The sequence below is a fragment of the Kitasatospora sp. NPDC091276 genome (assembly GCF_040684355.1).
Taxonomy (GTDB): Bacteria; Actinomycetota; Actinomycetes; order Streptomycetales; family Streptomycetaceae; genus Kitasatospora.
Map to the genome: position 1 here is coordinate 101,262 of NZ_JBFBFU010000002.1, position 23,426 is coordinate 124,687.

Here is a 23,426-nt window from a genome sequence, read left to right on the forward strand (position 1 = left end):
CCAATCGCCCACCACCCCGATGGTTCGTCAATTCCCGCACGAGACAGGTGAGTTGGCATGAACCGAACCATGGCTACGGAAGGGTCAACGCGCTCAGCACGCCGAGCCTGCGGTCCAGGTCGGCGACCAGGACGGGGCGCCCCTGCGCCCGCCAGGCGGGCAGCTGCTCGGCGAGCTCCGCCCAGGCCCCGGTGAACGGCTGGGCCGCCGAGCCCTCGGCACCGGCCAGCCCGGGGCCGAGCACGAGCGCCGGGTCGGGCCCCAGCTCGGCGGCCCGGGCCCGCACCACCGCATCCGGCAGCTCGGCACCGGGCATCTGCTGGACGGTCATGTCAGGCCCGGGGGCCTCCTCGCAGACCAGCACCACCACACCGTGCCGCTCCGGCAGCGCCACCGGCGCGGCCGGCTCGTGGTGCAGCGCGGTCTGCTCGGCGAGCACCACGACCGCCCGGCGGCAGGATCCGGTGCGGTGGTAGTCGACCGCGAGGCGCAGCGCGGTGAAGGCCGCGGCGACGCCCTGGTCGCAGACCGCGAAGGCGAGCGGCGTGCCCGGACAGGACCGGCTGAGCGCCAGCGAGGACGGCGCACCCGGTCGGACGTCCGGGGTGTCGAAGGCCAGGATCAGCAGGTCGACGGGCTCGTCCTCGGCGAGCGCCTCGCGCACCAGGCCGGCGGCCAGCTCCTCGTAGGAGTGGCCGACGCCCTCGCTCAGCAGGTCCTCGCGCAGCGGCAGGCCGTAGGGGCGGACGAGGTCGGAGACGAACACCCGCAGGTCCGGGTGGAGCGAGGCCTCCGAGCGGCCGTCGAAGCGCCGCGCGAGCGCCCGGGTGATCCGCAGGCCGTGGTCGGCCACCCGGTCAGTCCTCGGGGATGACGTGTCCGGCGACGTAGTCGGCCAGCTTGGTGACCGAGCGCAGGTCGTCCTCGGTGATCTGCTCGACGTCCACCTGGATGTCGAGCGACTCCTCCAGCTCCAGGATGAGCTCGATGGTGCCGGCGGAGGTGAGGCCGAGGTCGTCGAAGAGGCAGGCGTTCTCGGGGATCTCGGGCAGTTCGCGCTTGAGGACTCGGGGCAGCAGCTCGCCGATGCCGGTGCGGATCCGCTCGCGCAGCTCGGGGTCAGTGGTCTGGACCACAGGTTCTGACATGGGTGTCCCGTCCCGTCGTACGTGGGAGAGTGGTCTGGCGTGGGAAAGACGGACGAAGCCGACGCTTCGTCAGCAGCGGACCGCCATCGCGGAGAAGGTGGCTCCGACACCGGCGGCGGCGATCAGGTAGTGGTCGCCGCGGCGCAGCAGCCCCCGCGTGGTGGCGGTGTGAAGATTGATGAGGCTGTCCGCAGCGAAACTGTGCCCCACCGACAGCACGTTGTCCAGCACCACCTTGTCGAGCGGATAGCCGATCCGGCGCGCTATCATCCGCCACGACGCCTGGTTGACGTTGTGCGGAAGCACCGCGGCCAGGTCGGAGAGGTCCAGACCGGCCTCGTCCAGGGCGGCCTCGATCGCCTCCACCATCACGTTGGGGTACTCGCGCTGGTAGCGGGCCAGGAGGTCCGCGTCCTCGGCCAGCCGGCCGTCGAACTCCGGGCGCTGGCGCACCGCGAAGGAGAGCACCCGGTGGCGCTCGCCGTCGGCGCTCACCAGACAGGCGGCCGCGCCCTCGGCGAAGATACCCGTCTCGGGCACCACCTGGGCGTCCTTGGTGAAGGTCTTCTCGCCCACCAGGATGAGCGCCAGTGCCCGCGGGTCGGGCTCGGCGGCGAGCAGCCGGCCGGCCAGGTCGATGGCCAGCAGGCCCACCGCGCACGCGTGGTGGGTCACCGTGAAGGCGTTGGCGTGCGCGAGGCCGCGCGGGGCGAGCAGGTCGTGCAGTGGGTTGAGCGGGTAGGGCACCGCCACCGGCATGCTGCGCGCGTGGATCACGAAACGGACGTCCCGTTCACGTCCGCGCAGCTCAGGCAGGTTGTCGAGGGCGGAGTCAAGCAGGTCGGGCAGCGTCCCGGACGGGTCCAGACGTAGCTGGTCCAGTCCGTGGAAGCGGCGGAAGAGTCGAAGTTGACGTGGGGTCAGGCCGATCCGCTCACCAACCGCCTCGATGGGCACGGCGTGCGGGGGGAGGTGAACGGCCACTGCCTCCAGTGCTGTCACGCGGGCTAGTATTCCGACGCCCGCCTGGTCGCACAAGTGATCTCGGGCCCTTCACCGTCGCGTTCGTCTCCGAGGCCGCCGGATCCGCCTGCGGGGCCTACGCGTTCACCCCCGTGCCGTCGAGCAGGTGGGAGACCCCTTCGATGTCCGATGCCATTTCTCACACGTCGTCCGACCGTGAACCGCAGCACCCCGCCGCGCCGTTGCACCCCGAGCTGGCCGCGCTGCTGGCCGAGGCCGCCGGGGCACCGCCCGGCTGGGCCGACCGGCTGGCCCCGGACGCCCGGCTGGACGGCGACCTGCTGCTCGACGAGGGCGAACTGGCCGCGCTCGCCGGGCGCCTGCGCGAACGCTTCGGCCCGGCGGCCGACCTGGCCCGGCTGCGCGCCGGGCTGGACCTGGCCGCCCTGGAAGCGCTGACCGTCGCCGACCTGCAGAAACTGATCTCCGAGGAGCGTGCGCGATGACCCGGTTCCTGCTGGTGATGCCCCCGTTGACCGGCCACGTCAATCCCGCGGCGGGCATCGCCGCCGAGTTGACCGCGCGCGGACACGACGTCGCCTGGACCGGCACCGAGTCGGTGCTGCGCCCGCTGCTCGGTCCCGGGGCCCAGGTGCTCGGCACCGGCACCCGGGCGTTCCGGGCGCAGGGCGGGCACGGGCTCGCCGCGCTGCGTTCGCTCTGGGAGGGCTTCATCGTCCCGTACGCGCGGTTCACCGCGAAGCCGCTGGACGCGATCGTGCGGGAGTTCCGGCCGGACGTCCTGCTCGTCGACCAGCACACCCCGGCGGGCGCGCTGGCCGCCCACCGGCACGGCCTGCCGTGGGCGAGCTTCGCGCCCGGGGCGATGGAGCTGGGCCGCCCGTACCGGGCGCTGCCGCAGGTGGAGGCCTGGATGACCGGCCTGCTGCGCGGGTTGTGGGAGCGCGCCCGGCTGCCCGCGCAGGAGTACGTGGACCCGCGTTTCTCCCCCGCCCTGGTGCTGGCGACCACTGGTCCCGCGCTGACCGGTGACGACGCGCCGCCCCCGCACCACGCGCTGGTCGGGCCGGTCCACTCCGTTCGGCCGGCCGATCCGGACTTCCCGTGGGAGCGGCTGCTGCCCGGGCGCCGGCGGGTGCTGGTCACCATGGGCACACTGGCCGGCGAGCTGGGCGCGGACTTCCACGCGCGGGCCGCCCGGGCGCTGGAGCTGTGCGGCGACGACGTGCAGCCGGTGTTCGCCGCCCCGCGCGAGCTGCTGCCCGAACTGCCGCCGCAGGCCGTCGCGGTGGACCGGGCGCCGGTGCTGGAGCTGATGGCGCGCGGCGCGCTGGACGCGGTGCTGTGCCACGGCGGGATGAACACCGTCGGCGAGGCCCTGACGCACGGCCTGCCGCTGGTCACCGCACCGATCCGGCACGACCAGCCGTTCGTCGCGGCGCAGGTGGCGGCGGCCGGGGCGGGGCTGCGGGTGCCGTTCGCCCGGGTGACGCCGGAGCGGCTGGCGCGGGCCCTGCGGGCCGTCCTGGACACGGCCGACTACCGGCGCGGCGCGGTTCGGGTCGGCGAGGCGCTGCGCGCGGGCGGCGGGGCGGCCACGGCCGCGGACCGGCTGGAAGCCCTGGCGGCCCGAGCCGGGCAGGACTTCCGCCAGCCGCTACCGGGGACCCTGTAGCAGACCGGAAGATCAACGTCCATTGGTCTAGGCCATTGTCTCCGGGCCGGAGTTCGGCCTAGGGTGGCGCCCAGCACCGCCTTCGCAGGTGCCGAGCACCGCCTTCCCAGGTGCCGTGGCAGCCCATCCCAGCACGGGAGTTCCGGTTGATCGAGACCACGGGACTGCGCAAGTCCTATCGCAAGAAGACCTCCCGCAAGAGCGGCGAGAACCCCACCGTCGACGCTGTGCGCGGCATCGACCTGTCCGTCGACGCGGGCGAGATCTACGGTTTCCTCGGGCCCAACGGCGCCGGGAAGACCACCACCCTGCGCATGCTGGCCACCCTGATCCGCCCGGACGGCGGTCAGGCCAGCATCGCCGGGGCCGACCTCTTCACCGACCCGGCCGGTGTACGCCGCCGGATCGGCTACGTCGCCCAGGGCGGTGGCACCACCGACACCGTCAGCGCCCGCGAGGAACTGGTGCTCCAGGCCCGGATGTACGGCGCCGCCAAGGCGCAGGCGGTCCAGGCCGCCGAGGGCGCTCTCAAGGCCTTCGACCTGACCGAATTCGGCGACCGCCCGTGCGCCACCTACTCCGGCGGCCAGCGCCGCCGGGTGGACATCGCGCTCGGCGTCATCCACGAGCCCCGGGTGCTGTTCCTGGACGAGCCCACGGTCGGGCTGGACCCGGCCAGCCGGGCGTACGTGTGGGAGGAGATCCGCCGGCTGCGCACCGAGGGCATGACCGTCGTCGTCACCACGCACTACCTCGACGAGGCCGACGCCCTGTGCGACCGGGTCGCGATCGTCGACCACGGCCAGGTGGTGGCCGAGGGCACGCCCGAGGTGCTCAAGCGCGAGATCTCCGGCGACGTCGTGCTGCTCGGGCTGGAGCCCGGAGAGGGCGTCGCCGAGCGGGCCGCCGAGGTGCTGCGCCCGCAGCCGTACCTGCACCGGCTGGAGTTCAGCGGGGAGGACGGACTGCGGCTCTACCTGGAGGACGGCGCGGCGGCCATCCCGCAGCTGCTGCGCGCACTGGACGGGGCGGGCGTGACGCCCGGCACCGTCCAGCTCCAACGCCCCAGCCTGGACGACGTGTTCCTGGCCCGCACCGGCCGTTCGCTCCAGCAGTCCTGATCCGCCCATTCCTGGGGAGACCATGAAGCTCGCCCGCGACACCTGGCTGGTTTTCCAGCGCCAGGTGCTGCTGATGATCCGCACCCCGATCTGGATCGCCGTCGGGATCATCCAGCCCGTGTTCTACCTGCTGCTGTTCGCCCCGCTGTTGAAGAAGGTGCTCGCCCCCGACGGTGCCAGCAGCTACGCCGACGCCTACCAGGTGTACGTGCCGGGCCTGCTGGCGGTGCTGTGCATCTTCGGCGGGCTGTTCACCGGCTTCAGCCTGCTCGGCGAGCTGAGGGCCGGCATCATCGAGCGCTCCCGGGTGACGCCGGTGAGCCGGCTGGCGCTGCTGCTCGGGCGGGCGCTGCGGGAGATGGTGGCGCTGCTGGTGCAGGCCGTCCTGATCACCCTGATCGCGCTGCCGTTCGGGCTGCGGGTGAGCCCGCTGAACCTGCTGCTCGCCTACCTGCTGCTCGGGCTGCTGGCGCTGATGACCTCGGCGATCTCCTACGGCATCGCGCTGATGGTGCCGACGGACGCGGCGATGGCACCGGTGGTGAACACCATCGCGCAGCCGATCGCGCTGCTCTCGGGGGTGCTGCTGCCGCTCACCCTGGCGCCGCACTGGCTGCAGCAGACCGCCAAGTGGAACCCCTTCTACTGGGCGGTGGAGGGCATGCGCGCGCTGTTCTCCGGCCACCTCGGGGACAGTTCGGTGTGGCAGGGCCTGCTGGTCGTCGTGGTGATGACCGTGCTGTCGGTGTACTGGTCGGCCCGGCTGTTCTCCACCCGGGTGCGCTGAGACACGACGCACGAGGACGGGGACACGCGCACGAGGAGGGGCCCGGCTCACGAGCCGGGCCCCTCCCGCTGTTGCCGGCGCCGCTCAGGAGGCGATGAACGCCGCCAACTTGGCCACACCGTCGATGATCTGAGCCTGCGTCAGCGAACTGATCGAGAGCCGCAGCCGGTGCTCCCCGCCGCCCGCCGGGTAGAACGGCGCCATCGGCGTCCACAGCACCCCGTACCCGCGGGCACAGCGCTCCATCGCCGCGTCGTCGGCGGCGAACGGGACGGTCAGCACGGCGAAGAAGCCGCCCTCGGGCCGGTTCCAGGACACGCCCGAACGGCGCCGCTCGGACGCCGGGAAGTGCCGGTCCAGCTCCCGCAGCAGGGTGTCCATGCCCGCCGCGTAGTGGGCCGTGGCGGCGGCGTTGGCGGCGCGCAGCCGGCAGTCGTGGCGCAGCAGCATGCCGCCGATGACGGCCTGGCTGAGCGCGGGCGTGTTGACCGTCGTCATGCTCTTCAGCTTGGCCAGTTCGTCCGCCAGCAGGGTGCGCCGCCCGCCGGGGCCGACCACCTCCTGGTCGGCCACGACGTAGCCGAGGCGGGCGCCGGGGAAGCAGGTCTTGGCGAAGGAGCCCAGGTAGACCACCTGGCGGCGGCGGTCGAGCGCCTTGAGCGTCGGCCGCTCCCCCGGGTCGCGGGCGAAGAAGCCGTACGGGTTGTCCTCGATGACGAGCAGGCCCTCCTCGGCGGCCACCTCCAGCAGCCGGGTGCGGGCCGCGACGGGCATGCTGGTGCCCGAGGGGTTGGCGAAGTCCGGGACGACGTAGAGGGCGCGCGGGCGGCGGCCCTCGGCCCGCACCGCCCGGGCGGCGGCGCGCACGGCCTCCGGGTCGGGGCCGCCGGCCGGGCCCTCGGGGACGGGGAGGGTGGTCAGGTCGAGCAGCCGGGCGGCGCCGGTGACCCCGACGTAGCAGGGCGAGCTGACCAGCAGGACGTCGTCCGGGCCGGCGCACAGCGCACGCAGGGTGAGCAGCATGCCCTCCTGGGCGCCGACCGTCAGCACCAGGGCCTCGGGGGCCACCGCCAGGCCCTCGTCGTTGGCGAGGGTGCGGGCGACCAGGTCGGCGATGATCCCCTTGGTGGGGCCGTATTGGAACAGCGCGGTGCGCACGGCGTCCCGGTCGAGGCCGCGGGCCGCCAGGTGGGCGAGGTAGGTGTCCAGGTAGGCGGGGACGTCCTCGGGTTCGAAGAAGCCCTCGTAGGGGCGGCCAGGGGCGAAGGAGACGGCGTCGGGGTAGCGGGTGGTGACCTCGTTGAGGAAGGTCATCGCGTCCAGCAGCGGGTCGGCCAGGCTGGCGTGCAGGTCGGCCAGGGGCAGGGGCTCGGGCGCGCTCACCGCAGGGCCTCGCGCAGCCGCTCGGCGGCGTGGCGCTGGGCGTCGGCGGCCGCGTCCAGGGTGCCGGTCATGGCGAAGAAGCCGTGCGGCATGCCGGCGTAGCGGCGGCTCTCCACCGGGACGCCGGCCGCGCGCAGCGCCTCGGCGTACTGCTCGCCCTCGTCGCGCAGCGGGTCGTACTCGGCGGTGATGACGGTCGCGGGCGGCAGTCCGGCCAGGCCGGGGGCGCGCAGCGGGGAGGCGTGCGGGTGGGCGCCGTCGGCGGGGTCGGCCAGGTAGTGGCCCCAGTACCAGGCCACCGAGCGGCGGTTGAAGAGCATCGGGTCGTCGTGCTCGCGCAGCGAGGGGGTGTCGGCGGCGTGGTCGGTGTTGGGGTAGACGAGCAGTTGGTGGCGCAGGGCCGGGCCGTTCTCGTCGCGGGCGATCAGGGTGAGGGCGGCGGTGAGGTTGCCGCCGGCGCTGTCGCCGCCGACGGCGAGCCGACCCGGGTCGACGCCTAGCTCGCCGGCGTGTGCGGCGAGCCAGTACAGCGCGGCGCGGCAGTCGTGGACGGCCGCGGGGAAGGGGTGTTCGGGGGCGAGCCGGTAGCCGACGGAGGCGGTGACGCAGCCGGCCGCGTTGGTCAGCCGGCGGCAGATCGCGTCGCTGGTGTCCGGCGAGCCGAGGGCCCATCCGCCACCGAACAGGTACAGCAGGGCCGGTAGTTGACGGCCGGGCGGCTCGGGGCGGTAGAGCCGCAGGGCGAGTTCGCCGCCCGGACCGGGAATGCGGTGCTCCTCGACGGCGGCGACCGGCTCGGGGCTCCCGGCCGCGGCGCGGATGTCGGCGAGGTCGGCGGCGCGGGCCTCGGCCAGGGTGAGGGTGTAGAGCGGCGGCGCACCGCTGCTCGCGCGCCGGGCGCGCAGCGCCTCGGCCTGGGGGTGCAGGGGCATGGGTGGTCCCGTTCGGTACAGATCCGGTGCGGAGGCGTCGGCGGGCGGACTCAGGGCCTGAGGGCTTCAGGATCCAGGGGTCCATGGGCCTGAGGACACGAGGGCCTAGCGGTCGGCTTCGACGTAGACGGTCTCGTCGGTGCGGAACGCGGTGTCGAGGTCGGCGACGTCGGGGCGGGCGCCCTGGCGGTAGGCGCAGTGGCGGATCCGCTCGGGTTCGAAGCCGGCGAGGGTGAGGACGTGGCGCAGCTCGTCCAGGTCGTAGATCCACTGGTGCCCGTAGTGGCGGAAGATCTGGTTGACCAGGAAGGCCGGGCGGGCGGGCATCGGCGGGCCGAAGCCGAGGGTGGTGAGGCGGCGGCGGTGCTTGGCGAGGAAGCCGTCCCCGTTGGCGTAGCCGGCCAGGTAGCGGGCCAGGTCCGGGGTGGTGAGGCGCAGCACGCCGCCGGGGCGCAGGACGCGGCGCACCTCGCGCAGCCAGCCGACCGCGACCGGCATGGTGACGTGCTCGATCAGGTGCTCGGCGTAGACCCAGTCGACGCTGGCGTCGGCGAAGGGCAGCGGCCGGCCGATGTCGAGCTGGGTGAACCAGCGGTCGCCGTCGACCCGGTAGAGGGTGCCGGGTTCGGTGGCGGCGCCGGGGCTGCGCAGGGTGGTGAGGTCGGTGCCGAGTCCTTCCGGATGGGCGGTCCGGAAGGCGGCGAACTCGATTCCGGTGAGGCCGAGTTCGCGGAATCCGGCGTGGTCGCGGGGCAGCCCGCCGGGGTGCGCTTCGAGCGTGTCGCAGGTGGCGACCTGCTCGCTGAAGGCGTCCAGGCGGGTGGCGAGGCCGTCGGGGTCGTCCCAGTCCCAGCCGGGGAAGGGGTCGTTGCGCTCGGTCTCGGGGGTCGGTTCGGTCATCTGCTGTTCTCCATCCAGTACGGACAACGTGGTGCAGGCGGTGCGCGGTTCAGCCGGCCGGGCAGGGCCAGGGGGCGAGGGCCGTGCGGTCCAGGTCGGCGAGCCGGGGGCGGCCCAACAGGGCCATGGTGTGCTCCAGTTCGTCGCGCAGCAGGTCGAGGACGCGGTGCACGCCGGCCTCCCCCTCGGTGGCGAGGCCCCAGAACACCGGACGGCCGACCAGGACGGCGCGGGCGCCGAGGGCGAGCGCGACGGCGATGTCGGCGCCGGTGCGCACCCCGCCGTCGAGCAGCACCGGCAGGTCGGCGGGTACGGCGTCGACGACCTCGGGCAGTGCGGCCAGGGAGGGCAGAGCGCCGTCGAGTTGCCGCCCGCCGTGGTTGGAGACCACGACGGCGTCGGCGCCGTGCTCGGCGGCGAGCCGGGCGTCCTCGGCGGTCAGGATGCCCTTGAGGACCAGCGGCAGCCGGGTGCGGGCGCGCAGCCAGTCGAGGTCGGCCCAGGTCAGGGTGGGGTCGAACTGTTCGCGGGCGTGCTCGGCGATGCCCGAGCCGCCGTCCGTCGCGCGGTGGCTGGCGGACATCAGGTCCTGGTCCAGGTTGACGGCGCGGACGGCGGGCGGGATCGCGAAGCCGTTGCGCAGGTCGCGCAGGCGGCGGCCGATCCTGGGGGCGTCCACGGTCAGGACGAGCGCGCGGTAGCCGGCCGCCTCGGCGCGTTCGACCAGGGCGGCGAGCGCGGCGCGCTCGCGCAGCCAGTACAGCTGGAGCCAGAGCGGACCGGTGGCGGCGGCCGCGATCTCCTCCAGCGTGCGGCTGGCGAACATGCCGGCGACCAGCAGGGCCCCGGCGCGGCCGGCGGCGCGCGCGGTGGCGGTCTCGCCCTCCGGGTCGACCAGCCGGTGGTAGGCCATCGGGGCGATGCCGACCGGCAGGCCGAGCGGCGCGCCGAGCAGCGTGCTCGCGGGCGAGCAGTCGGAGACGTCGACCATCGTGCGCGGGCGCAGTGCATAGCGCGCGAACATTTCCCGGTTCGCCGCCACGGTGCGTTCCGTGCCGCTGCCGCCTTCGATGAAGTCCCATATTTCCGGGGAAAGTTGCGCGCGCGCGGCGCGCTCCATCCCGGCCAGCGTGAGTTCTCCCACGGGCATCCTCGATTCCGGGCGGCCACGCGTGGACCAGCCCCGGTTCCGCAGCGTAGGAGCAACAACCACATTGGTATAGACCTTGATTTGACCAAACGTCTGTGCAATCGTCTGGCAACGGAATTGACCGTTTTGGTTGTGAACGGCGTCCATGTCAAATCCCCTCACTTGTGTGGAGCGGTGTTGACCGGCATTTCCCCCTCTTCACTTCCGCCTTCCTCACCGCCGCACGCCGACGCCCCGGACGCCTGGGTCGACCGGCTGTTGCTGGCCGGTCCTGGAGGCGAGGAGTGCCTGCATCTCGGCGTACCACTCGACCGGAACGCCCTGCGCGCCCTGGTCGACGAACAGGCCGCGCACCTCGCCGCGGCCGGACTCGGCCCCGGCGGCACGGCCGCGCTACGGCTGCCGCCCTCGGTGGCGTTCGTCACGGTGCTGCTGGCGTGCTGGCGGCTCGGCGCCCAAGTGGCGCTGCTCGACCACCGATTGACGGACCACGAGGTCGACGCGGCGGTGGCGCGGCTGGCCCCGCAGGTCCTGGTAGGCTCCGCCCACCGGCCCGCGGCGGCCCTGCGCGGCTTCTCCGAGGTCGAGCCGGTGGCCGTCCGGCTGCCGGAAGGGCGCCCGGCCCGCACCGGGCACGCGCTGATCCAGCTCAGCTCCGGGTCCACCGGCCCGGCCAAGGTCATCGCCCGCACGGCCTCCGACCTGCTCCGCGAACTCGACTGCTACCACAGGCTGGTGGAGTTCCCCGGCGAGGGCGAGCGGGTCGTCCTGCTGTCCTCCGTGGTGCACGTGCTCGGCCTGGTCGGCGGACTGCTCAACAGTCTGCACGCCCGGGCCTCGCTCACCGTGCCCGAGCGGATGACGGCGGCGGGCATCCTCGCCGCGGTCGCCGCCGGCGACCGGCCGACCACCGTCATCGGAGTGCCCTTCCACGCCGAACTGCTGGCCGGCGCCGTCGCTCCCCCGGCGCTGCCGGGGCTGCGGCGGATGATCGTGGCCGGCGAGCTGGTCCGCCCGGGCCTGCCCGCGCTGTTCGCCGACCGCTACGGCGTCCCGCTCGGCACCATGTACGGGATGACCGAGACCGGGGTCATCGCCACCGACCTGTCCGGCACGCTCCACCCGGCCAAGCAGCCCGTCCACGGGATGCGGCTGCGGCTGGTCGCGGGCGAGCTGCGAATCGGCGCGGAATCCTCGCCCTACCCGGGGCTGGACGACCCGACCCGCTGGTCGGACGGCTGGCTGCACACCCGCGACGCGGCCGAACTCGACCCGGCCACCGGCCTGGTCACCGTCCTCGGCCGCCTGGACTCGCAGGTCTCGATCGGCGGCCTCAAGGTCGACCTCACCGAGGTCGAGCAGACGCTCACCGCGCTGCCCGAGGTCCGCGAGGCCGTCGTGGTCTTCGAGGACGGCGCGATCGAGGCCTACCTCGCCACCGAACCCGACGCCGACCTCGCCCTCGTCCAGGACGGGCTGGCCCGCCGGCTCGCCGCCTACAAGCGGCCGCGACGGCTCGCCCTGCTGCCCCGACTCCCCCGTACCGCCACCGGAAAACTCCTGCGCGACCCGGCCGCCCTGCGCAGCACCGCCACGGCCGCCGCGCTCTGATCCACCGCACGCACCCCGACAAGGAGCCACACCATGCAGGACCGCGTCCGCGAGTTCGTCCTCGCCTCGCTCACCGAGATGCAGTACGACGTCTCCGAGGTCACCGGGGACACCGACCTCGGCCCGGCCGGGCTGGACCTCGAATCGCTCGCGCTGGCCGAGCTGTCGGTGCAGGTCGAGGACGAGTTCGGGATCAAGTTCGACCTCGACGAGATGGAGACCACCGCGCTGATGACCCTCGACGAGTTCACCGCCGACGTCGTCAAGCGGATCGCCGCCAGCGCCACCGCTGCCACCGCCACCGCCGGCAGCCCGGCGTGAGCGGCTCCGCCCTCCCCGACCGGGCCGAGGTCCGCGCCATGCTGGCGGCGTTCGGGCAGCGCGCCGCCGACACCGTGCCCGACGACCTCGGATCGCTCGAACTCACCTGGCTCATAGCCGAGTTCGAGCAGCGCTACGGCATCCAGGTGGACCTCGACGACGACCGCTTCGGCGCCATCCGGACGGTCGACGACGCCACCGAACTGCTGCGTTCGGCCGTCCTCGCCGAACGTGTGGGCGCCCGGCCATGACCACCGGCGCGCCCTCCGCACACCGGCCGCGCGGCCGGCCGGTGGTCACCGGGCTCGGCGTGCTCAGCGCCGCCGGGCGCGGACTCGGCCCGCTGACCGAGGCCGCCGCCCACGGCAAGACCGCCTTCGGCCCCGTCACCCGCTTCGACGTGAGCGCCCGCCGCACCACCCGGGCCGCCCTGCTGCCCGACGACGTGCCGCTCGCGCACACCTTCCCGCTGGCCCGCGCGGTGCTCGACGCCGTCGGCCAGGCCTGCCGCCAGGCCGGACTGACCGCCGCCGACGGCGCGGACACGCCCGTCCTGCTCGCCCTGCACAGCGACGAACGGACCAGGGGCACCGCCGACGCGGTGGCCGCCGGCGTCCGCGCCGCCTGGGGCACCGCGGGCGTCACCCGGGTGTACACCGGCGCCTGCGTGGCAGCCGCGACCGCCGTCGCGGACGCCGCGGCGCTGGTCGCCACCGGGCGGCACGAGCGGGTCCTGGTCGCGGCCGGGCACCTGGTCGAGCCGGGCGTGTTCGCCGTCTTCGACGCCGGCCGCGCGCTGGCCCGGGACGGCGAGCTGCGCCCGTTCAGCACCGGCCGCACGGGCACCCTGCTCGGCGACGCGGCCGCCGCCGTGGTGGTCGAGGCCGCCCCGGCCGCCGAACGGCGCGGCGCCACCGCCCTCGCCCGGCTGGCCGGCTGGGGCCGCGCCGGGGACGCCCACCACGTGTGCCGCCCCGAACCGGACGGCGCCGGAGTCGCCCGGGCCGTCGAGGCCGCGCTCACCCGCGCCGGCGTCGCCCCGGCCGAGGTCGGCTACGTCAACGCCAACGGCACCGGCTCCACCCTCGCCGACCAGGCCGAGGCGAGCGCGCTGCGCCGGGTCTTCGGCACGCACACCGCCGAACTCCCGGTCAGCTCCAGCAAATCCGTCCACGGGCACGCTCTGGAAGCCTCCGCCCTGCTCGAACTCGCCGTCACCATCGGCGCGTTGGGCACCGGCCTGCTCCCGGTCAATGCCGGCTGGCTCGGCCCGGACCCGGACGTCGGCCTGGACCTCGTCCTGGACGGCCCCCGCGCCGCCCGCCCCCGCTACGCACTCAGCCTCAACTCCGCCTTCGGCGGCGCCAACACCGCCCTGCTGGTGGCCCCCGCATGACCGGCCACCGGCCCCCGCCCGCCGTTCGACGGCGCCGACCCCGTACCCCGGCACCCACACCATGACCACCGACGCCACAGACCCCGACGCCACAGACCCCGACGCCACAGACCCCGACGCCACAGACCCCGACGCCACAGACTCCGATGCCACAGCGCCCGACGCCACGAGCTTCGGCGCCGCACCCGCGCCGGCCGCCGCCCGGCTGCGGGTCCTCGCCGAGGCCCGCCGACCCGACCCCGGCTCGGCCGACCCCGACCTGGCCGGCCCGCCGCCACCGCTGCCCGGCTTCGCCGCCTCCGGCTTCAACCCGCTGGTCGCCGACACCGCCGACCGCTGCCTGCGCGCCCACCACGGCGCCCCGCCCGCCCCCGGGCGGACCGCACTGCTGCTGGCCAGCGCCGGCGGCGACCGCGCCACCGCGCGGGCCATCGACCGGAGCGCCGAACCCGGACGGCGCCCCGCACCCCTGTTGTTCTTCCAGTCCAACCCCAACGCCGTCCTCGGGCACATCGCCGCCCGCTGGGGCCTGACCGGCCCCGTCGTGGCGATCAGCCCGGCCCGCGCCGTCCCCGGGCAGGTGCCCTCGGACGCGCTCGACCTCGCGGCGCTGCTCCTCGCGGACGGCGACGCCGACCAGGTGCTGGTCATCGCCGCCGAACCGGGCGACGACGGACCGGGCGGGGCCGCCGGACACGCGGTGGCCGTCCTGGTCACCGGCTGACGTCCCGGTCACCGCCTCAGTCACCGCCTCAGTCACCGACCGAGTCACCGACTGAACCGTCCGGCCACCGCCGGCCGTACCCACGAACGAGGCCCGACGACTGAAGCAGCCGCACCCGGCAGACCAGCACCCGGCCCCGTCACCCACCCAGGCCCCGTCGCACCCGCCGACAGCCCACCGACACCCGCCGACACCCTTCGCCGCCCGCGCGGCCGCCCGACCCACGCCAACCGATCAGCCGCCCGGGCCGTCTCCGGCCCCGAGGGAGGGATCCACCCCGTGACCATCCGCAGTGTCCGCAGCCTGATCGCGGACGACCCCGACGTGGGCGCCGGCAACGTCCTGACCGCCCGGCTCGCACTCGGCCTCGGCCTCGACGAACCGCTGCTGACCTTCGACACCCCGGTGGACGACCACCCCGCCTGGCAACCGCTCACCCTGCGCGAACTCGACCGCGCCGTCCGGGCCCGCGCCGCCGCCCTGCACGCCCTCGGCATCACCCGGCGCGACCCGGTGGTGGTCTTCGCGAGCGACGCCGCAGACCACGTGCTCGCCTTCCTCGCCCTGACCCGGCTCGGCGCCATCCCCGCGCTGCTCAACCCCAACGTGGACGGCGAGCGGGCCGCCCGCTACATCGCCCGCCTCGGCGCCGTCGGCGTCCTCGCCGACCCGGCCCACCTGGCCGCGCTGGTCGGCCACGACCCCGGCGCGCCGCTGCTGCCCGAGATCTCCACCCTCGGCGCGGGCGACCCGGACGCCGCCCCCGAGCCGTACCGGCACTGGTCCGGCGACCCGGTGGCGATCACCCACTCCTCCGGCACCACCGGAATGCCCAAGGCCGTCGTCCACTCGCACGCGAGCCTGTACGCGGCGATCCGCCACCGGCTGCGGCTGCCCCGCCCGCAGGGCCAGGACCGGATGCTCAGCGCACTGCCCGCGCCGCACGCCGCCACCCTGATCGCGCTCAACCTGGCGCTCAGCTCGCACACCGAACTCGCCGTGCTGTCACGGCAGTCCGGCGCCGGGGTGCTGGACGCGATCGAGCAGTGGCGGCCCACCGGGGTGATCGGCTTCGCCGCCACCTGGGCCGAACTCGCCCACCACGACCTCGCCGCCCGGGACCTCGCCACCGTCGCCCTGTGGTGGAACACCGGCGACTGCGCGCACGAGGTGCACATCCGCCGCCTGATCGCCACCGGCAGCCGGGAGTCCGTCACCCGCGCGGGCCGCACCCGGACGCCGGGCTCGCTGTTCGTCGACGGCCTGGGCTCCACCGAGATGGGCCACTCGCACTTCTTCATCACCCACGGCCCCGGCACCGAGCGCTACGGGCGCTGCGTCGGGCGCCCGCACGCCTTCGTCGACTGCGAGGTGGTCGGCCCGGACGGCGAGCCGCTCGACCCCGGCGAGGTCGGCGAACTCGCCACCTCCTCACCGACCCTGGCGCTCGGCTACTGGAACGACTCGGCCACCACCTTCCGCACCCGGATCCGCGGCCGCTTCCTCACCGGCGACCTGATGTACCGGGACGAGGAGGGCTACTACTACCACGTCGACCGGGCCGTCGACTCGGTCGAACTCGGCGACGGCAAGCGGCTGTTCACCGCCATGTCGGAGGAGCGGGTGCTGGCCGCCCGCCCGGACGTGGCGGACTGCACGGTGGTCGCCGTACGGGACGGCGAGCGCGTGGTCACCGACGTGCTGCTGATCCTCACCGCCGACGCCGACCCGACCGCCGACCGGACCAAGGACGTCATCGCCGCCCTGGACGAGGCCGCCGCCGCGACCGTACGCCAGGTGCTGGTCGTCTCCGGGGACGACATCCCGCTCGGCCCCACCGGCAAGGTCCGCAAGGTGCTGCTGCGCCAGCGCTACCTCGACGCCGCGGCCGGTGCCCGATGACCCGCCGCGAGGGCGCCGTCGTCACCGGCCTCGGCCTGGTCTCGCCGCTCGGCCGCAAGCCCGCCGAGGTGTTCGACGCGCTCAACGCCGGGCGCTCCGGACTGACCGCCGTCCCCGAGGGCCACGCCGCGCACGGCTGGCTGCCCGCCGCCGGGATCGCCCCCGCCGTGGACGGCCGCGAGGTGCTGCCACCCACCGAGACCCGCTGCGTGGACCGCTTCGTGCTGCTCGCCCTGGCCGCCGCCGACGACGCGCTCGCCGACGCCGGCCTGGTCGTCGGCCGGGACGCCGACCCGCACCGCACCGCCGTGGTGCTGGCCACCGGCGGCGGCGGACTGGAGACCTTCGAGCAGCAGTCGCACCGCCGGCTGGAACGCGGCCGCCCCGGCGTCAGCCCGTACCTGCTGCCGGGCATGCTCTCCAACATGGCCACCGCCCGGATCGCCATCAAACACGGCATCCGCGGCTACAGTTCGGCCGTGGTGACGGCCTGCGCGGCCGGCGCCCAGGCCGTCGCCGAGGGGCTGCGGCTGATCCGCTCCGGCGACGCGGACGTGGTGGTGTGCGGCGGCACCGAGTCCTCGCTGCACCCGACCATCGCCGCCGCCTTCACCAACGCCCGTGCTCTCGCCCAGGGTTGGGAGGATCCGGAGCAGGCCAGCCGGCCCTTCGACACCCGCCGCAACGGCTTCGTGCTCGGCGAGGGCAGCGCCGTCCTCGTGCTGGAACGCGCCGACCACGCCGACGCCCGCGGCGCCGCCGGGTACGCGGACGTCATCGGCTGGGGCGCCTCGACCGACGCCCACCACCCGACCATGCCCCGCCCCGACGGCTCCGGCGCCGCCGACGCGATGCGCTCCGCGCTCGCCAACGCCGGCCTGGCCCCGGGCGACATCGACTACGTGAACGCCCACGGCACCGGCACCAAGCTCGGTGACGTGGCCGAGACCGCCGCCCTGCGCGCCGTCTTCGGCGCGCACCCGCCCGCGGTCAGCTCCACCAAGGGTGCCACCGGCCATCTCCTCGGCGCCGCGGGCGCGTTGGAGGCGGCGGTGACCGCCCTGGCGGTGGCGAGGGGGACGCTGCCGCCGACACTCAACCTGACCGACCCCGACCCGGCCTGCGACCTGGACCACGTCCGGGGCGGGGCCCGGTCCGCACCGGTGCGCGCCGCGCTGAGCAACGCCTTCGCCTTCGGCGGCCACAACCTCAGCCTGATCCTCGGCCCGGCGTCCACCCGGGCCGCCAAGTAGCGCGCCGATCCACGCCCTTCCATCCCTCCGGGGGAGATCCCGTTGTCCATCCAGTCCATCACCCACGTCGAGTTCTACTGCGCGGACGCCGACAAGACCGCGGCCGGGCTCTGCGCCGACTTCGGCTTCGCCGCCGACGCCCCGGAGACCGCACCGGACGGCGCCCGCACCATCCGGCTGCGCCAGGGCTCGATCCGGATGCACCTGGCCTCCGCCGCCGACCCCGACCACCCGGTGGCCGGCTTCGTCGCCCGGCACGGGGACGGCGTCGCCGCCCTCGCCCTCGCCTGCACCGACCCGCAGGCCGCGCTGGAGCGCGCCGAGCGGCACGGCGCCCGCGTGCTGGACCGGGCCGGCCGGCTGATCGCCGGCTTCGGCGACACCGCCCTGAGGTTCGTACCGCCGCGCCCGGCCGAACCCGCCGACGAGCCTGGCCTGCTGGACGCCCTGGACCACGTCGCGATCTGCGTCCCGGCCGGCGAACTCGCCGACGCCGTACGGTTCTGCGAGGCCGCGCTCGGCTTCCACCGGATCTTCGGCGAGTACATCGAAGTCGGCCGGCAGGCCATGGACTCCAGCGTGGTGCAGAGCGCCTCCGGCGAGGTCACCTTCACCCTGATCGAGCCGGACACCACCCGGCGGCCCGGCCAGATCGACGAGTTCCTGGCCTCCCACGACGGCGCCGGAGTGCAGCACCTGGCCTTCCGCACCGGCGACATCGCCACCGCCGTCCGCACCGCCCGGGCCAACGGCGTGGAGTTCCTGAGCACCCCGGGCGCCTACTTCGACGCCCTGGCCGAGCGCTTCGGCGAGACGGCGATCCCGGTGGAGACCCTGCGCGACCTGCACGTGCTCGTCGACCAGGACCACGGCGGCCAGCTGTTCCAGATCTTCGTCCGCTCCACCCACCCGCGGCGGACGTACTTCCTGGAGCTGATCGAGCGCCAGGGCGCCGGCACCTTCGGCACCGCGAACATCAAGGCCCTGTACGAGGCCGTCGAGCGGCAGAGCTCCGACGCCGCCGTCTGACCGCCGCCCACACCTCAAGAAGGGGCACACCCCATGACCACCGCCGTCGAGTTCCGCCTCAGCGAGGCCGAACACGCCCTGCTGCCCACGCCCGAGGAGGTGGCCCACTACCGCGAGCACGGCTGGTACCTGTCCCGGAAGCTGTTCAGCGACGAGGAACTGGACACCCTCCAGGCCGCCACCGAGCTCTACTACGGCGGCCACCGCGACCGCGAACTGCCCGCCCGCCCGCCGCGCCTGGCCGCCTGGGATCCCTCGCAGGGCCCGATCCAGCGGCACAACGACTACGTGCACTACGAGAGCGACGCCATCGGCGCGATCCTGCGCAAGCCGCTGATCGGCGCGGTGGCCGCCCTGCTGGCCGGCGCCGAGGAGATCCGGGTGTTCCAGGCGACCCTGATCTACAAGCCGCCGGTGCCCGGGGAGCCGAGCAACCAGGTGCCCTGGCACTTCGACAAGCACTACTGGCAGACCTCCACCTCGGAGGAGATGCTCACCGCGTTCATCCCGTTCCACGACTGCCGCGAGGAGAACGGCACCATCACCATGGTGGACGGCAGCCACCGCTGGCGGGAGCTGGACTCCGGCGAGGACTCCACCCGCCACTTCGCCGACCGCGACCGCACCCAACTCGACGGCATCCTGGCCGCCAACGCCGCCCACAACGGGCAGCAGGTGCGCACCGTCCCGATGCACATCCCGCGCGGCCACATGTCCTTCCACCACTGCCGCACCTACCACGGCAGCGGCCCCAACCTGGCCTCCTTCCCCCGCCGGGCCGTCTCGCTGCACCTCCAGGACGGCGCCAACGAGTACCGCCACCACACCCGGGCGGACGGCGGCCCGGTGGTGTACAACCACGACGTGCTGGTGCGCCGCACCGCCGACGGCCGGCCCGACTACGCCGACCCGCAGTTCTGCCCGACCATCTGGCGGGGGACCCGGTGACGGCTCCCCCGGCGACCCTGTCCCCCGGCACCGCCGCCCCCGGCGCCGCACCGCTGGACACGCCGGCCGAGCGCTACCGGATGCTGCGGCTGATCCGCGGCTTCGAGGAGCTGGCGCTCGGCCTGGTGAAGGCCGGCGCGATCCCCGGCGGCATCCACCCGTACATCGGGCAGGAGGCCGTCGCGGTCGGCGTCTGCTCGGCGCTCGGCCCCGCCGACCGGCTCACCAGCACCCACCGCGGCCACGGCCACGTGCTCGCCCGGGGCGCCGCACCGCACCGGCTGCTCGCCGAACTCGCCGGCCGCGTCGACGGGTTGAACGGCGGCCGGGGCGGCTCGATGCACGCCGCCGACCTCTCGCTCGGCATCCTCGGCGCCAACGGCATCGTCGGCGCCGGCGCCCCGATCGCGGTCGGCGCCGCCTGGGCCGCCCGCCAGGCCGGGGACGGCCGGGTGGCCGTGGCCTTCTTCGGTGACGGCGCGCTCAACCAGGGCGTGCTGCTGGAGTCGTTCAACCTCGCCTCGATGTGGCGCCTGCCGGTGGTGTTCGTCTGCGAGAACAACGGCTACGCCACCACCCTGCCAGCCGCCACCGCGGTCGCGGGCAGCGCGACCGGGCGGGCGGCCGCCTTCGGCATCCCCGCCGAGGAGGTGGACGGCATGGACACCGAGGCCGTCCGCGCCGCCGCCCTGCGCGCGGTGGAGCGGGCCCGGTCCGGCGGCGGCCCCGGCTTCCTGGAATGCCGCACCTACCGCTACGAGGGCCACCACACCATGGAACGCCGGATGAAGCTGCACTACCGCACCCCCGAGGAGGTCGAGGCCTGGCGCGCCCGCGACCCGCTCCCCCGGGCCGCCGCCCAGCTGGAGCGGTCGGCCGTCGCCGAACTCGACGACGCGGTGGCCCGCCAGCTCGCCGCCGCCGAGGAGTTCGCCCTCGCCTCCGAACACCCCGACCCGGCCGGCGCGTTGGACCACCTGTACGCCGACGGCCTGCGGCCCCGGGCCGGGGCGGTGGCATGACCAGGCTCTCGTACACCAAGGCCCTCAACCGGGCGATCGCCGACGAACTCGCCGACGACCCGGCGGTCTGCGTCTTCGGCGAGGACATCGGCGCCGGGATGGCCGGCCCGACGCTCGGCCTGCTGGACCGCTTCGGGCCCGAGCGGATCGTCGACACCCCGCTGTCCGAGCAGGCCTTCACCGCCATGGCGATCGGCGCGGCGCTCGCCGGGCGGCGCCCGGTGCTGGAGTTCCAGATCCCCTCGCTGCTGTTCCTGGTCTTCGAGCAACTCGTCAACCAGGCACACAAGTTCTCGCTGATGACCGGCGGGCAGGCGAGCGTCCCGCTGACCTGCCTGGTGCCCGGCTCGGGCTCCCGGGACGGCTGGGCCGGGCAGCATTCCGACCACCCGTACAGCCTGTTCGCGCACGCCGGGGTGAAGACCGTGGTGCCCGCCACCCCGACCGACGCCTACGGGCTGCTGCGCTCGGCGATCCGCGACCCGGACCCGGTCGTGGTGTTCGCGCCCGCCGCCGCCCTCCCGGTGCGCGAGACCGTCACCTGGGACCTCGCGCCGATCCCGCTCGGCCGGGCCCGGATCCACCGCCCCGGCACCGACGTCACCGTGGTCGCCGTCGGACACCTGGTGCACGACGCGCTCGCCGTGGCGGACGAGGTCGCCGAGGACATCTCGGTCGAAGTCCTCGACCCCCGCACGCTGTACCCCCTAGATTGGGCCGCGCTCGCAGCCTCGCTGGAACGTACCGGCCGGCTGGTCGTCTTCGACGACTCCAACCGCAGCTGCGGCTTCGCCGCGGAGGTGCTGGCCACCGCCTCCGAGGAGATGCGCCTGATCGCCCCGCCCCGCCGGGTCACCCGCCCCGACGGCGCCGTCCTGCCGTTCGCCCCCGCCCTCGACCGCGCCCTCCAGCCCGGCCGCGAGCAACTGCGCCACGCCCTGCACGCCGTCCTCAAGCACCCCTGAGCAGAAGGAGCCGCCTTGTCCACCAACCGCTACCACTGGGACCGTTCGCACCCCGGCCTGACCAGCCTCCAGCAGGCCATCGACCCGCTGCGCCGCGAGGTCGTCGGCCACGGCGTGTACGGCGGGCTGACCAGCATCGGGCGCGTCCGCACCTTCCTGGACAGCCACGTCTTCGCGGTCTGGGACTTCATGTCGCTGCTGAAGAGCCTGCAGCGCGACCTCACCAGCGTCGAGGTCCCGTGGGTCCCGAGCGGGCCGACCGCCAGCCGCCGGCTGATCAACGAGATCGTGCTGGTCGAGGAGAGCGACGAACTCGGGGAGGGCTACACCAGCCACTTCGAGCTGTACGTCGAGGGCATGCGGCAGGCCGGCGCCGACCCGGGCCCGGTGGAGGAGTTCCTGGGGCTGCTGGGCACCGGCACCGCCGTCCCGCAGGCGCTGAAGGCCGCCGCGGTGCCGCAGGCCGCCGTCGACTTCACCGGCACCACCTGGTCGATCATCGAGAACGCGCCGGTGCACTGCCGGGCCGCCGCCTTCGCCTTCGGCCGCGAGGACCTGATCCCGGACATGTTCGCGCAGGTGGTCGGCATCGACGACCCGGACGGCGTGCTCACCGTCTTCAAGGACTACCTGGCCCGGCACATCGAGGTGGACGGCGAGCAGCACACCCCGATGGCGATGCAGATGCTGATCGACCTGTGCGGCGACGACCAGGCCAAGTGGGACGAGTGCGCCGAAACCGTTCGTACCGCGCTGCGCGCCCGGGTGCAGCTGTGGACGGCGATCGAGGCCGCCTTCGCGTAGCGCGGCCCAGGCGCGGCTCACCCCGCGGCTCACCCCGCGCGTCGCGGTACGACTCACGCCACGCGCGGTACGGCTCAGATCACCTTCGGGACGGCGGCGGCCGACGCGGGCAGTTCGTCCGCCGCCGTCCGGAAGCGGTGCAGCGCGGCCCGGCCCTCCGCCCCCCGCACCCGGGCGGCGAGCCGGGCCGGCAGCACCACGGTGGTCAGGTATCCGGCGCCGCCGAACCCCTCGACCGTCCAACTCACCCAGGGAAGCGGATAGTTGGCGGCCGGGCTGAAGAACACCGGCCGGTACCCCTGGAAGCTCACCCGATAGGCCCCGAACCGGCTCCAGTTCGAGAAGCTGAACCGGCGCTCCTGCGGGTCGAAGCCCAGCGGCACGCAGTCCCGCAACCGGGAGCGGCCGAGCGAGGCCAGGAAGCCGAGATTGGAACGCAGGTTGAGGTGGGCGGCCGGGAACTCCTCGACCGCCGCCCGCAGCGCGCCCGCGAGCGCCGCCGGGCCGTCCTCTGGCCGGTGCGACACGTGGACGTCGCCCAGCAGGTTGCCCACCAGGGCGGGTGAAAGTCCGAGCCAGCGCCGGGCGTTGACCGGTACGGTCAGCCAGCGCTCCGCCTCGTCGCCATCCAACTCCCTTATGGTGCTGACGACATGGGCGCAGAGCACGTCACCGGAGGAGAGCCGTCGGCCGGCCGTCGCGCTGAACTCCGCGCGCATCCGCTCGACTTCGGCGTCCCCGAAGTAGATCTGGACGGTCCGGTTGGCCCGCGGACCGACCGCGACCTCGCGGGCCAGCAACTGCGCCTGCGCCGTCGAGGGCACCCGGAAGCCGGGCCGTCCGCAGTCCTCGGCGGGGAGCACCCGGTCCAGCAACTCGTCCTGATCCTCGACCAGTTCGGCCTCCGGCAGCTCCTCGTCCTCGACCGCCGCCGACCAGATCCGCAGCAGCAGCATGAAGCTGTGCAGATCGCCGATCGCGTGGTGCCAGGAGCAGCCCAGCACCGTCCCACCGTCCCCGGTGCGGGTGACCCGGACGGTGAGCAGCGGTACGCCGCCGCCGCGCGCGGCCGGGGCGTCCACCGGATCGACCAGTTCGGAGCCGGCGGCCGTCACCCGGCCCATCGCCTCGGCGAGCGTGCCGTCCACGGTGTAGACGTCCAGCGGGACGCCGGAGTCGTCGCAGACCGCTTGGAGGGCGCCTCCCCCGCCGGTGCGCAGCCGCCCGGCGAACACCGGCACCCGGTCGAGCGCGCGGGCCAGTCCTGCGGCCAGCCGGTCCTCGTCCAGCGCCTGGTCGAAGTAGAGCACGACCGAGACGGCGAGGTCCGCCAGCATGGTGTCCATCAGGCCGCAGTGCAGCACCGTTCCG

Annotated in this window: 24 protein-coding genes; 16 read left to right on the plus strand and 8 right to left on the minus strand. The window is 74.5% G+C overall.

Annotated elements, in window-relative coordinates; all coding sequences use genetic code 11:
• Positions 1–73 precede the first annotated feature (73 nt).
• The 3 genes from AB0O19_RS02570 to AB0O19_RS02580 form a co-directional block, all read right to left on the minus strand.
• The gene (locus tag AB0O19_RS02570) at positions 74–853 is read right to left on the minus strand and encodes a hypothetical protein (RefSeq protein WP_363617180.1); all 780 of its coding nucleotides are present in this window, start codon (positions 851–853) and stop codon (positions 74–76) included.
• A 4-nt stretch (positions 854–857) separates the two neighbouring features.
• Complete coding sequence (locus AB0O19_RS02575; RefSeq protein WP_079136143.1) at positions 858–1,148, minus strand: phosphopantetheine-binding protein; 291 nt, start codon at positions 1,146–1,148, stop codon at positions 858–860.
• A 69-nt stretch (positions 1,149–1,217) separates the two neighbouring features.
• Positions 1,218–2,150 (minus strand): 3-oxoacyl-[acyl-carrier-protein] synthase III C-terminal domain-containing protein, encoded by a 933-nt coding sequence (locus tag AB0O19_RS02580; protein WP_363617183.1) that lies wholly within the window; start codon positions 2,148–2,150, stop codon positions 1,218–1,220.
• Positions 2,151–2,293: 143 nt separating this feature from the next.
• On the opposite strand from AB0O19_RS02580, the gene AB0O19_RS02585 reads away from it, so the two are divergent.
• The 4 genes from AB0O19_RS02585 to AB0O19_RS02600 all read left to right on the plus strand — a co-directional run bounded on the left by AB0O19_RS02585 (position 2,294) and on the right by AB0O19_RS02600 (position 5,715).
• Positions 2,294–2,617, plus strand: a complete 324-nt coding sequence (locus AB0O19_RS02585) for a hypothetical protein (protein WP_363617185.1) — start codon at positions 2,294–2,296, stop codon at positions 2,615–2,617.
• Positions 2,614–3,807, plus strand: a complete 1,194-nt coding sequence (locus AB0O19_RS02590; RefSeq protein ID WP_363617187.1) for a glycosyltransferase — start codon at positions 2,614–2,616, stop codon at positions 3,805–3,807. Before AB0O19_RS02585 ends, AB0O19_RS02590 begins: the two co-directional genes overlap by 4 nt.
• Positions 3,808–3,953: 146 nt before the next feature.
• Positions 3,954–4,928 (plus strand): ATP-binding cassette domain-containing protein, encoded by a 975-nt coding sequence (locus tag AB0O19_RS02595; RefSeq protein ID WP_363617189.1) that lies wholly within the window; start codon positions 3,954–3,956, stop codon positions 4,926–4,928.
• 22 nt (positions 4,929–4,950) lie between these two features.
• Positions 4,951–5,715: an ABC transporter permease gene (locus AB0O19_RS02600; RefSeq protein ID WP_363617191.1), complete on the plus strand. Its 765-nt coding sequence runs from the start codon at positions 4,951–4,953 to the stop codon at positions 5,713–5,715.
• 84 nt (positions 5,716–5,799) lie between these two features.
• Here AB0O19_RS02600 and AB0O19_RS02605 read toward each other — a convergent pair whose 3' ends face one another.
• The 4 genes from AB0O19_RS02605 to AB0O19_RS02620 form a co-directional block, all read right to left on the minus strand.
• Positions 5,800–7,098 carry a PLP-dependent aminotransferase family protein gene (locus AB0O19_RS02605; RefSeq protein WP_363617193.1) on the minus strand — a complete coding sequence of 433 codons (1,299 nt, stop codon included), beginning with the start codon at positions 7,096–7,098 and terminating at the stop codon, positions 5,800–5,802.
• A complete protein-coding gene (locus tag AB0O19_RS02610) occupies positions 7,095–8,030 on the minus strand; it encodes an alpha/beta hydrolase (RefSeq protein ID WP_363617195.1) in 936 nt (311 codons plus the stop codon). Before AB0O19_RS02610 ends, AB0O19_RS02605 begins: the two co-directional genes overlap by 4 nt.
• Before the next feature lie 105 nt (positions 8,031–8,135).
• A complete protein-coding gene (locus AB0O19_RS02615; protein WP_363617197.1) occupies positions 8,136–8,930 on the minus strand; it encodes a methyltransferase domain-containing protein in 795 nt (264 codons plus the stop codon).
• Between the two features lie 49 nt (positions 8,931–8,979).
• Entirely contained in the window at positions 8,980–10,074 is a 1,095-nt protein-coding gene (locus tag AB0O19_RS02620; protein ID WP_363582540.1) for an alpha-hydroxy acid oxidase, read from the minus strand.
• Between the two features lie 180 nt (positions 10,075–10,254).
• On the opposite strand from AB0O19_RS02620, the gene AB0O19_RS02625 reads away from it, so the two are divergent.
• The 12 genes from AB0O19_RS02625 to AB0O19_RS02680 all read left to right on the plus strand — a co-directional run bounded on the left by AB0O19_RS02625 (position 10,255) and on the right by AB0O19_RS02680 (position 22,055).
• Positions 10,255–11,691, plus strand: a complete 1,437-nt coding sequence (locus tag AB0O19_RS02625; protein WP_363617199.1) for a fatty acid--CoA ligase family protein — start codon at positions 10,255–10,257, stop codon at positions 11,689–11,691.
• A 33-nt stretch (positions 11,692–11,724) separates the two neighbouring features.
• Positions 11,725–12,012 (plus strand): acyl carrier protein, encoded by a 288-nt coding sequence (locus AB0O19_RS02630; protein ID WP_363617201.1) that lies wholly within the window; start codon positions 11,725–11,727, stop codon positions 12,010–12,012.
• Positions 12,009–12,263 (plus strand): acyl carrier protein, encoded by a 255-nt coding sequence (locus AB0O19_RS02635; RefSeq protein ID WP_363617203.1) that lies wholly within the window; start codon positions 12,009–12,011, stop codon positions 12,261–12,263. Before AB0O19_RS02630 ends, AB0O19_RS02635 begins: the two co-directional genes overlap by 4 nt.
• Positions 12,260–13,408 (plus strand): beta-ketoacyl synthase N-terminal-like domain-containing protein, encoded by a 1,149-nt coding sequence (locus tag AB0O19_RS02640; protein ID WP_363617205.1) that lies wholly within the window; start codon positions 12,260–12,262, stop codon positions 13,406–13,408. Before AB0O19_RS02635 ends, AB0O19_RS02640 begins: the two co-directional genes overlap by 4 nt.
• Positions 13,409–13,469: 61 nt before the next feature.
• Complete coding sequence (locus tag AB0O19_RS02645; RefSeq protein ID WP_363617207.1) at positions 13,470–14,132, plus strand: hypothetical protein; 663 nt, start codon at positions 13,470–13,472, stop codon at positions 14,130–14,132.
• Between the two features lie 279 nt (positions 14,133–14,411).
• Positions 14,412–16,034: a class I adenylate-forming enzyme family protein gene (locus AB0O19_RS02650; protein WP_363617209.1), complete on the plus strand. Its 1,623-nt coding sequence runs from the start codon at positions 14,412–14,414 to the stop codon at positions 16,032–16,034.
• The gene (locus AB0O19_RS02655) at positions 16,031–17,287 is read left to right on the plus strand and encodes a beta-ketoacyl-[acyl-carrier-protein] synthase family protein (protein WP_363617211.1); all 1,257 of its coding nucleotides are present in this window, start codon (positions 16,031–16,033) and stop codon (positions 17,285–17,287) included. Before AB0O19_RS02650 ends, AB0O19_RS02655 begins: the two co-directional genes overlap by 4 nt.
• A gap of 42 nt (positions 17,288–17,329) precedes the next feature.
• Positions 17,330–18,316 (plus strand): 4-hydroxyphenylpyruvate dioxygenase, encoded by a 987-nt coding sequence (gene hppD, locus AB0O19_RS02660; RefSeq protein ID WP_363617213.1) that lies wholly within the window; start codon positions 17,330–17,332, stop codon positions 18,314–18,316.
• A 33-nt stretch (positions 18,317–18,349) separates the two neighbouring features.
• A complete protein-coding gene (locus tag AB0O19_RS02665; RefSeq protein ID WP_363617215.1) occupies positions 18,350–19,264 on the plus strand; it encodes a phytanoyl-CoA dioxygenase family protein in 915 nt (304 codons plus the stop codon).
• Positions 19,261–20,286 (plus strand): thiamine pyrophosphate-dependent dehydrogenase E1 component subunit alpha, encoded by a 1,026-nt coding sequence (locus AB0O19_RS02670; RefSeq protein ID WP_363617218.1) that lies wholly within the window; start codon positions 19,261–19,263, stop codon positions 20,284–20,286. The genes AB0O19_RS02665 and AB0O19_RS02670 overlap by 4 nt, the downstream gene beginning before the upstream one ends.
• Complete coding sequence (locus AB0O19_RS02675; RefSeq protein WP_363617221.1) at positions 20,283–21,251, plus strand: transketolase C-terminal domain-containing protein; 969 nt, start codon at positions 20,283–20,285, stop codon at positions 21,249–21,251. Before AB0O19_RS02670 ends, AB0O19_RS02675 begins: the two co-directional genes overlap by 4 nt.
• A 15-nt stretch (positions 21,252–21,266) precedes the next feature.
• Positions 21,267–22,055: a DUF3050 domain-containing protein gene (locus tag AB0O19_RS02680; RefSeq protein ID WP_363582518.1), complete on the plus strand. Its 789-nt coding sequence runs from the start codon at positions 21,267–21,269 to the stop codon at positions 22,053–22,055.
• Positions 22,056–22,129: 74 nt separating this feature from the next.
• Here the strand turns inward: AB0O19_RS02680 and AB0O19_RS02685 are convergent, their stop codons facing one another.
• Complete coding sequence (locus AB0O19_RS02685) at positions 22,130–23,401, minus strand: acyltransferase (RefSeq protein WP_363617223.1); 1,272 nt, start codon at positions 23,399–23,401, stop codon at positions 22,130–22,132.
• Positions 23,402–23,426: the final 25 nt, after the last annotated feature.